This window comes from Pseudomonas sp. NPDC087598 (genome assembly GCF_044743525.1).
In the GTDB taxonomy this organism is placed as follows: Bacteria; Pseudomonadota; Gammaproteobacteria; order Pseudomonadales; family Pseudomonadaceae; genus Aquipseudomonas.
The window spans coordinates 58,813-68,822 of sequence record NZ_JBIUWQ010000035.1 but is presented as its reverse complement, the minus strand read 5'-3'; the positions used below and the strand labels follow the sequence as shown (position 1 = coordinate 68,822).

Here is a 10,010-nt window from a genome sequence, read left to right as displayed (position 1 = left end):
AACCTGCACAGCCAGAAGGCCTGACTCTCCGCCGAGGGGAAACACCAGGGGATTCAATGGCGGCATCGTCGGCCTGCCCAACGTCGGCAAGTCCACCCTCTTCAACGCCCTGACCAAATCCGGTATCGCGGCCGAGAACTTCCCCTTCTGCACCATCGAGCCGAACAGCGGCATCGTGCCGATGCCGGATCCGCGTCTGGAAGCCTTGGCGGCCATCGTCAATCCGAAGCGCATCCTGCCGACCACCATGGAATTCGTCGACATCGCAGGCCTTGTTGCCGGCGCCTCGAAAGGTGAAGGCCTGGGCAACAAGTTCCTCGCCAACATCCGTGAGACCGACGCGATCGCTCACGTCGTGCGCTGCTTCGAAGACGACAACGTGATCCACGTTTCCAACAGCGTCGACCCGAAACGCGACATCGAAATCATCGACCTGGAACTGATCTTCGCCGACCTCGACAGCTGCGAGAAGCAACTGCAGAAAGTTGCGCGCAACGCCAAGGGCGGTGACAAGGACGCCGTCGTTCAGAAAGCTCTGCTTGAGCAACTGATCGCGCACTTCACCGAAGCCAAGCCTGCACGCAGCCTGATGAAGAACATGAGCACTGACGAAAAAGCAGTGATCAAGGGCTTCCACCTGCTGACCACCAAACCGGTCATGTACATCGCCAACGTTGCTGAAGACGGTTTCGAGAACAACCCACACCTGGACGTGGTTCGCGCCATCGCCGAAGAAGAAGGCGCCATGGTCGTTCCGGTCTGCAACAAGATCGAAGCGGAAATCGCCGAGCTCGATGACGGCGAAGAGAAAGACATGTTCCTCGAGGCCCTGGGCCTGGAAGAGCCTGGCCTGAACCGCGTGATCCGCGCCGGCTACGAAATGCTGCACCTGCAGACCTACTTCACCGCCGGTGTCGAAGAAGTCCGCGCCTGGACCGTCAAAGTCGGTGCCACCGCACCACAAGCTGCTGGCGTAATCCATACCGACTTCGAGAAAGGCTTCATCCGCGCCGAAGTCATCGCCTACAACGACTTCATCCAGTACAAGGGCGAAGCCGGCACCAAAGAAGCCGGTAAATGGCGTCTGGAAGGCAAGGATTACATCGTCAAAGACGGCGACGTGATGCACTTCCGTTTCAACGTGTAAAAGCAGCACCCAAGAAAAAGCCGCGTTTGATACGCGGCTTTTTTTTGCCTGAAATTTGTGGCCCAACACATTCCCTTGTAGGAGTGAGCCTGCTCGCGAAGAGGGAGTGTCAGACACATCTCTGCGGATGACACACCGCATTCGCGAGCAGGCTCGCTCCCACAAGGGGAATCGTGTTCTCAGGCCTTTTTGGTGCGCGGCAAAAAGATCGCCAACACGCCAAACAACGGGAGGAACGAGCACAGGAAATACACATACTCAATCCCGTGCACATCCGCCAGATGCCCCAGCAGCGCTGCACCAATCCCGCCGAAACCAAACATCAAACCGAAGAACACCCCGGCAATCATCCCGACATTGCCCGGCACCAGTTCCTGCGCATAAACCACAATCGCCGAGAACGCCGACGCGAGGATGAAGCCGATCACCACGCTGAGAACACTGGTCCAGAACAGATCGACATGAGGCATCAGCAACGTGAACGGCGCCACGCCGAGGATCGAGAACCAGATCACTGCCTTACGCCCGATCTTGTCGCCAATCGGTCCGCCGAAAAAGGTCCCCGCTGCTACCGCACCAAGGAACAGGAACAGGTGCAGCTGCGAGCTGGCCACCGACAGGTCGAACTTCTCGATCAAGTAGAACGTGAAGTAACTGGTGAGACTGGCCATGTAGAAATACTTCGAGAACACCAGCAGCCCAAGCACCACCAGCGCACTCGTCACCCGGCCCTTCGACAGCCCATGAGTCGCCGCCTGGCCGGCCTTGAGTTTGAACAGATTCAAGTGATGGGCGTACCAGCGACTGATGCGGTACAGCACGAACAGCGCAAACACCGCGAACAAGCCGAACCACGCCACATTGCCCTGACCGAACGGAATGATGATCGCCGCCGCCAGCAATGGGCCGAACGCGGAACCGGCGTTACCGCCGACCTGGAAGGTCGATTGCGCCAGGCCAAAACGTCCACCCGAGGCCAGACGCGCAATGCGCGATGCCTCGGGGTGAAAGGTCGAGGAACCGATACCGATCAGCGCCGCCGCCAGCAGAATCATCGGAAAGCTGCCGACCACCGACATCATCACGATGCCAATCAGCGTGCAAATCGAGCCTACCGGCAACAGCCACGGCTTCGGATGCCGGTCAGTGTGATAACCAACCCACGGCTGTAACAACGACGCGGTCAGTTGAAAGGTCAGAGTGATCAACCCGACTTGAGTAAAACTCAAATCGTATTTGGCCTTGAGCATCGGATAGATCGACGGCAAAACCGACTGAATCAAATCGTTGATCAAATGCGCCAGCGCCACAGCGCCGATGATACGCATCACCAATGGGCTGCTTTGCGGAGCAGCGGGCGCCGAGGCAGCGGCGGTCTGAACGTTGCTGGTAGACATGGACGTTTCCGGACAACAGATGGGTGCACACAGGCAGGTGCGTCAATGTGCCATTTTTCGGTGCGTCAGCGCCATCCCCTTAGCCAGCTAACTAACCTGACCGTCGACTACAAAGTGATAGCGCAACGCCATGGTCTGAATCTTGCCTTGCTTCATCCCTTGAACGCGGCGCCCTTACAAAGGGCACCGACAATGGGAAGTTTCGCTACGGAGTCGGCCTACAGAGCGGGCGAGAGTGAACTTTCGAGGCCTTTTAGCAGGGCACGACATCAAGGTCCGACGACCGCGATGCACGCCGATGGTGCGTGGTGTCTAGAGGAGTCATGGGGCATGCAGGCTTTCCTTTCACCGGGGATCAAATTGCTGGGGCGGTTTGGTTTCGCACGTAAATTCCAGCTGTTGTTTTTGCTGTTCATTCTGCCGCTGGCGGGCAGCCTGTTGATGATCGGCCAGGACTATCGCGACAAACTCAATCTGATTTCCGGCGAACGTGCCGGCGTGCGTCAGTTACTCGCCCTTGATGCGCTGGACAATCTGCTCGCCGCCCAGCGTGATCGCGCCGCCCGCTGGCGTGCCACCGAAACCAACCGCCAGCCGACACCGGCCACCCTCGCCGCCATGGGCGCGTTCGACGCCGTACAACCGGCGGTGCTGCAAGCCACCACAGACTTGGGTAACGCCCTGAAAAGCGAAGGTGCCGAAGGCGAAACCCTCAGCCGCTATCAGGCGCTGCAAACCGCACTCAACGGCCTGGACTCGAAAAGCCTCAGCAGCGTCGGTTGGTGGCCGGACGGCTATGACCGTTTCACCAACGCCCTCAGCGCCCTGCAAGCCTTGCGCGAGCAGATCGTCATGGACAATCGCCTGACCCTCGCGCCATGGCTGGAAACCTATCTGCTGACGCAGATTTCCACCCAGCACGCGCCAGACCTTATCGAACGGGTCGGACGCCTCGCTGCGGTCGGCCAGGCCTCGGTGGTCTCCGGCCAATTCACCCTGCAGAGCCGTTTGCAGTTGCGCGACCTGCGCAGCCGTATCGGCGATGCCCGCGAGCAACTGGTCAAAACCGCCACGCTGCTCGAAGCTCGCCTGCCGAAAGACCAGCAGAGCTGGGTCAGCCAATATCACGACAGCCTCAAACGTCTGGATGCGGGCCTGAAAGTGCTGGACGACGGCGTGTTCGGCGGCAGCATCAATCTCAAACCGGAAGACTTCGAACGCAGCCTCGACGCCCTGCTGACTGACCTCGCCTCCTTGCGCCAACAATCGCTGGTATCTCTGGATCAGCGCCTCGACGCCTACCACAGCTCGGCGATCCGTCAGTTCATCATCGTCGCGGCAATCTTCGGCTGCCTGCTGCTCGCCGCGCTGTACTTGTTCATCTGCCTGCAAGCGTCCATCCGCCGCAGCGCCAGCGGCATTACCGTGCTGGCCGAAGCGTTGCGTGACGGCAATCTCAGCCTGCAAGTGCCAGTGGTGGGCCGCGATGAACTGGCGGCGATCAGCACCGCGCTCAACGTCGCCGTGGTGCAACTGCGCAGCAGCATGCTTGGCGTCGATCACGAGACCTCGCAACTGAGCAACGCGGTACGCAGCCTCAACGAGCATTCCAGCGGCGCCCTCAACGAAGTCGAGGCGCAGCAGTTGCAGATCAGCCAGATCGCCGCAGCCGCCACGCAACTGGCCGCGACCTCGCAAGGCGTCGCACAGAGTTGCGAACAGGCTTCCGGCAGCGCTCAGCACACCCGACGCATCGCCGCCGACAGCAGCCGCGACAGTCAGCGCACCACGGCGAGTATTCAGCAACTCAATCAGCGCTTGAACGACACCGCAGCGGCACTGGGCCGGGTCAGCGAGCAAGGCCAGCAGATTCAACTGGTGGTCGACACCATTCGCGGTGTCGCCGAGCAGACCAATCTGTTGGCGCTCAACGCGGCCATCGAAGCCGCCCGCGCCGGTGAACAGGGTCGCGGTTTCGCTGTGGTGGCCGATGAAGTGCGCAGCCTGTCGCAGCGCACACAGTCGTCAACTGCGCAGATCGCCGGCACGGTCGACAGCCTGCGCGCCACGGTCAACGAAGCCGTGAGTTTGATGGAAGCCGCGTGCGGCCAGGCGCAAACCGATGCCGAGTCGGTCACCGGTCTCGGTGAGCGTTTGGGCGAAATTGCCAGCGCTGTGCAGAGCGTCACCGATACCCTCGCGCAGATCGCCACGGCAGTTGAGGAACAGGCCAGCACCGCCGATGAAGTCAGCGGCAATATCCAACAAGTCGATCAGGCGGCTGTACGTTTGCTCGAAGGTGCACGCGCAGTGAATCTGGCGGCGGATACCCTTAGCCAGGGCAGCAAGGCGCTGAGCGACAACACCGCGCGCTTCCGCCTCAGTTGATCACGGCCTCGGGGAAATCCGCTTCCAGTTCGGCTTTCAACCACTGAATAAACCACGCCACATCCGCCGAGAGCTCGGCGGACGGCGTCAGCACCCGATAGCTCTCCAGCTTCACTTGCGCGTCGACTGCGCGCACCAGTTTGCCGCTGGCGAGTTCATGGCGCACCAACACTTCGTTGGCCAGCGCGATGCCCTGCCCGCTCTCGGCGACTGACAGCGCGTGGTCATTGTTGACGTAGAGCATGTCGGAATTAAGGTGAATATCGAGGTCGTGAGCGGCGAACCACAGGTTCCACCATTCGCCGTCATCGACGTGGATCAGTTCGTGCCCGACCAGATCAGCGGGACCGTCGATCGGTGCGACGCTGGCCAGATACGCCGGCGTGCAGATCGGAAACACCCGTGGGCAGATCAGCGTTTCCCGTGAGTCGGCGTACTGCCCGTCAAGACCATAGACGATGCCCAGGTCGGCGCTTTTGCCATCCACCTCGGTGAACGTGGAATTCGGCTCGATGGCCAGTTTTAATCCCGGCCGCAGATGCCGCAACGCTTCGATCCTTGGCATCAGCCAACGCTTGGCAAAACCCGGCACCACCATGATTCGTAGCCAACGCTCGGCGTCTTTCGGCCGGGCTTCCTTGCCCGCCTCGATGATCAGCTGCAAAGCGGCGCTGATCTTGCGGTGGTACTTCTCCCCCGCCGGCGTCAGGTTGACCCCGCGCGAAGTGCGCTCGAACAATTGAATGCCCAACCAGTCCTCGAGCAATTTCACATGGCGGCCAATCGCTGGCTGAGTCACGTGCAGGGCTTTCGAGGCTTCGACGTAGCTGCCCAAACGCGCAGCGGCATCAAAGGCACGCACCGCGTTGAGCGGCGGCAAGCGGTGGTCGGGCATGATTCCTGGCACCTTTGGCTATTAAATTAACTAACACCTGCCATGTTTAAATTGAAGTGTCGCGCCGCGCAACCCCTGACTGATAATCGAGCCACAGCAGAACAAAAAAACAGCTGGTTTCACACCCGAACGCAATCTCGATCCTGCCCAAAAAAATAATATCCATGGCCCGACGGCAACGCTTTTGCAAGCGAGTCGCTGGCGATGGGGGAATCGGAGGTAACGCATGAATGCCCTGCATTCGCTGCAAACGCTGGCGGTCTCGATCCGCTCAGCGCGCAAGGTTTACGGTGATCCGCACACAGGTCCAGTGGCGCTGAAAAGCATCGACCTGGACATTCGTGACAACGAATTCTTCACCCTTCTCGGCCCTTCCGGCTGCGGCAAGACCACGCTGCTGCGAATGATCGCCGGTTTCGAATTCCCCACCGAAGGCGAGATTCTGCTCTACGGCGAAAACATCGCTGACCGTCCGCCCTTCCAGCGCCCGGTCAACACCGTGTTCCAGCATTACGCGCTGTTCCCGCACATGACCATCGCCGAAAACCTGGCTTTCGGACTTGAATCGCACCCAATGGGCAAAGTCCTCAACAAAGGGCAAATCGCCGAGCGCGTCCGCGAAATGTTGGCGCTGGTGCAGATGGAGCGCTTCGCCAGTCGCAAACCGGCGCAACTGTCCGGCGGCCAGCAACAACGAGTCGCCCTCGCCCGTGCGCTGGCACCACACCCGAAAGTTTTGTTGCTCGACGAACCACTTTCCGCACTCGATCTGAAGCTGCGTCAGGCGATGCGCGAAGAGTTGAAAACCATCCAGGCCAAGACCGGCATCACCTTCATCTTCGTCACCCACGATCAGGAAGAAGCGCTGACCATGTCCGATCGCATCGCCGTGCTCTCCGAAGGCGAAGTGCAGCAGGTCGGGCGGCCGGAGGACATCTACGAACGTCCGCGCAATCGCTTCGTCGCCGACTTCATTGGCGAAACCAATTTCATCGAAGCCACCGTCACTCGCGTGGAGAACGGTCAGGCGTGGTTCGCCGGTCCGGCCGGGCATCCTCTGCCCGCGCAGCCATGCAGCGATGTGCAGATCGGCGCCAGCGTCACCTTGTCGGTACGCCCGGAACGCCTGCATCTGGTGCCTGCGACTACCGACACCGCACTGCCGTGCCGGATCGAAGCGCAGATCTACCTCGGCACCGACCTGCAATATCAGGTCAGTCTCGGCGACGGTTCGCGTCTCACCGTGCGTACGCCCAATTGCGTCGACCAGAGCCTGCGCTTTGCCGTCGGTTCTCAGGCCGGTTTGCTGTTCGACCAGGGCAGCGCCAGCGTCCTGCACGATTGAGCCGGAGGAATTGCCATGCACGCTTTACCGATTGCCAACACGCTGGAACGCCGCAAGGCCTTCCAGAGCTTCCTCGGGGTCAGCCCGGCGCTGATCGCCATCGGCCTGTTTCTGCTGGTGCCGATTCTGATCGTTATCGGCTATTCGCTGATGGAGGCCAACCCCTACGGCGGGGTCAACAACGTGTTCAGTAGCGACGCCTATACCTCGCTGCTGTTCGAGCGGCAACTGGACGACAGCCTCGCGTTTGCCGACTCGTATTTGATCATCGCCCTGCGCTCGATCGGCATTGCCGGGCTGACCACGGTCATCACGTTGTTGATCGGTTTTCCGGTCGCCGTATGGCTGGCGATGCAACCGGCGCATCGGCGCGGCTTGTTGATCTTTCTGATCACCGTGCCGTTCTGGGCCAACCTGCTGATCCGCACCTACGCGTGGATTTTGCTGCTGCGTAACACCGGGGTGATCAACAACAGCCTGATGGGCATGGGCGTTATCCATGAACCTTTGCAGTTGCTCTACACCGACGGCGCGGTGCTGCTGGGGCTGGTTTACACCTACGCGCCGTTCGTGGTGTTGCCGATTTACGCGACGCTGGAAAAGATGGATATCCGCCTGCTCGAAGCCGCGCAAGATCTGTATGCCGGGCGCATACGCACCTTGCGCAAAGTTGTTTTGCCAATCGCCAAACCGGGGATTCTCGCCGGCGCCATCCTTACTTTCGTACCGTGTCTGGGCGCGATGATCGCCCCGGAACTGCTCGGCGGCGGCACACGAATGATGCTCGGCAACCTGATTTTCCGGCAGTTCAGCGATGCGCGTAACTGGCCGTTCGGCGCAGCGCTGTCGCTGGTGCTGATGGCCGCGGTGATGCTGGTGCTGACCGTTTATGCCCTGCGCGCCGAGCGTCAGCGCATCGCCAAAGGAGGTGCGTGATGATCGGATTATTCAAAAGCAAAGGGCTGGGCGTGCAGGACTTCCCCGGTTTCGGCGGCTTCAGTTTCCTGTTCTATCTGTACCTGTACGCGCCAATCGTGGTGCTGGTGGTGTTCTCGTTCAACGCCAACCAGTCGGCAACGGTGTGGACCGGTTTCAGCCTCGACTGGTATCGCGCCGCGTTCGCCAATCAGGCCTTGCGCCAGGCGGCCGGCAACAGCCTGTTGATCGCGGTGTGCGCGAGCATGATCGCCACAGCGATTGCCACCCTCGCCGCACTCGGTACTTCGCGAGGTGCCAAGTTCAAGGGCCTGCAACTGTCCATGGGCGCGATCATGTTGCCGCTGGTGTTGCCGGAAATTGTCGTCGGTGTGGCGACACTGGCGCTGTTCTCCACCATCGGTCTGTCGCTGGGTTACGGCAACCTGATCATCGCGCACACGGTGTTCTGCATTCCCTTCGCTTATCTGCCGATTCGGGCGCGACTGAACGATATGGACCTGTCGCTGGAACAGGCCTCGGCCGATCTCTACGCCGGCCCGTGGCGAACCTTTCGCAAAGTGACATTGCCGCTGCTGATGCCGGGGATTTTCTCCGGGCTGATGCTGGCCTTCATCGTCTCGCTGGATAACTTCGTGATCTCGATGATGGTCTCGCAGGCCGGCACCACGACCCTGCCGATCTTCATTTTCGGCCTGCTGCGCATGGGCGTGACACCCGACGTCAATGCCGTGTCGACGCTGATCCTCGGCGTCTCGGTGCTATTCGTCAGCCTCTCTTACCTGTTGGGCAAAAAGAACGCCTGAACCTTCTACGACCTGTGGGGAAATAGCATGAGCAAGTGGATAAAAAGCGTCGGCACTTCGTTGGTCCTGACATTGCCGCTGACCCTGGCCGTCAGTGTTCAGGCCGCCGAGAAACTCAACGTGGTGAGCTGGAGCGGCTACTTTTCGCCGGAGATTCTTGCCAAGTTCCAGAAGCAGACCGGCATCGAAGTCACCGTCGATTCCTACGATTCCAACGAGACGCTGCTGGCCAAACTGAAGCAGGGCGGCGCCGGTTATGACGTGGCGATCCCGTCGCACCAGTTCATCCCGATCCTGATCAAGGAAAACCTGCTGGAACGCTTCGACCCGGTCAAGGAGCCCTACTACGCCAGCGTTGTGGATAACTTGAAAAAGCCAAGCTGGGACCCGGAAGGCGCGTATTCGGTGCCGTTCATCTGGGGCACCACCAGCGTCGTATTGGACTCCGCGCGCTACAAGGGACCGGCCGACAGCTACAAGGTTTTGTATGAGCCGCCAGCCGAATTGCAGGGGCGCATCAACATGTTCGACTCGGTCAGCGACATGGTCGACATGGCCAGCCTGTATCTGAACATTCCGCTGTGCAGCGAAGACCCGAAACAGATGCAGCAGGTGCTGACGCTGCTCAAGGCGCAGAAGCCGTTCGTCAAAACCTACAGCTCCAAGGCCGGCTCGATTCGCGAGAACCTCGCCTCGGGTGAAATCGACATGTCGATGTTCTGGGGCGGCTCATCGATGCGCGCCCGCGAGATGAAACCGACACTGAAATACCTCTACCCGAAAGAAGGTGTGCTGGCCTGGGTCGACAATATGGTCATCCCCACCGGCAGCAAAAATCCGGCGAATGCCAAGGCGTTTATTGCCTTCCTCAGCCAGCCGGAAAACTCGGCAATGACGCAGAACTTCCTCAAGCACCAGAGCCCGATCAAAGGCGTCGAACCGTTCCTCGACGCGGCGCTCAAGGATGCGCCGGAACTGCACATTCCCGAGGGCACCAACGTGGTGTTCAGCAAGACTTGCGGTGAAGGTGCGATCCGCCTCGCCGACCGTCTCTGGACCAACCTGATGCGTTGACTTTTATCGCCCCGTCGCGCTG

Annotated in this window: 8 protein-coding genes; 6 read left to right on the top strand and 2 right to left on the bottom strand. The window is 60.2% G+C overall.

From position 1 onward, the window contains the following. Positions 1-64: 64 nt before the first annotated feature. The gene (gene ychF / locus ACIOWE_RS19035; RefSeq protein WP_401394459.1) at positions 65-1,147 is read left to right on the top strand and encodes a redox-regulated ATPase YchF; all 1,083 of its coding nucleotides are present in this window, start codon (positions 65-67) and stop codon (positions 1,145-1,147) included. Positions 1,148-1,326: 179 nt separating this feature from the next. Here the strand turns inward: ychF and ACIOWE_RS19030 are convergent, their stop codons facing one another. After that, positions 1,327-2,544: an MFS transporter gene (locus tag ACIOWE_RS19030; RefSeq protein WP_201236818.1), complete on the bottom strand. Its 1,218-nt coding sequence runs from the start codon at positions 2,542-2,544 to the stop codon at positions 1,327-1,329. 330 nt (positions 2,545-2,874) lie between these two features. On the opposite strand from ACIOWE_RS19030, the gene ACIOWE_RS19025 reads away from it, so the two are divergent. Then, positions 2,875-4,932: a methyl-accepting chemotaxis protein gene (locus ACIOWE_RS19025; protein ID WP_401394447.1), complete on the top strand. Its 2,058-nt coding sequence runs from the start codon at positions 2,875-2,877 to the stop codon at positions 4,930-4,932. On the opposite strand, the gene ACIOWE_RS19020 is transcribed toward ACIOWE_RS19025, so the two are convergent. Further along, positions 4,925-5,827 (bottom strand): LysR substrate-binding domain-containing protein, encoded by a 903-nt coding sequence (locus ACIOWE_RS19020; RefSeq protein WP_401394444.1) that lies wholly within the window; start codon positions 5,825-5,827, stop codon positions 4,925-4,927. The two genes, ACIOWE_RS19025 and ACIOWE_RS19020, sit on opposite strands and share 8 nt — an antisense overlap. A gap of 226 nt (positions 5,828-6,053) precedes the next feature. On the opposite strand from ACIOWE_RS19020, the gene ACIOWE_RS19015 reads away from it, so the two are divergent. From ACIOWE_RS19015 to ACIOWE_RS19000, 4 genes are read left to right on the top strand one after another with little or no spacing between them, the layout of a single operon-like run. Then, positions 6,054-7,172 carry an ABC transporter ATP-binding protein gene (locus tag ACIOWE_RS19015; RefSeq protein WP_401394441.1) on the top strand — a complete coding sequence of 373 codons (1,119 nt, stop codon included), beginning with the start codon at positions 6,054-6,056 and terminating at the stop codon, positions 7,170-7,172. Positions 7,173-7,187: 15 nt separating this feature from the next. Continuing rightward, positions 7,188-8,108, top strand: a complete 921-nt coding sequence (locus ACIOWE_RS19010) for an ABC transporter permease (protein ID WP_401394438.1) — start codon at positions 7,188-7,190, stop codon at positions 8,106-8,108. Then, positions 8,108-8,914, top strand: a complete 807-nt coding sequence (locus ACIOWE_RS19005) for an ABC transporter permease (RefSeq protein ID WP_401394436.1) — start codon at positions 8,108-8,110, stop codon at positions 8,912-8,914. Before ACIOWE_RS19010 ends, ACIOWE_RS19005 begins: the two co-directional genes overlap by 1 nt. Positions 8,915-8,941: 27 nt before the next feature. Next, entirely contained in the window at positions 8,942-9,988 is a 1,047-nt protein-coding gene (locus tag ACIOWE_RS19000) for an extracellular solute-binding protein (protein ID WP_401394433.1), read from the top strand. Positions 9,989-10,010: the final 22 nt, after the last annotated feature.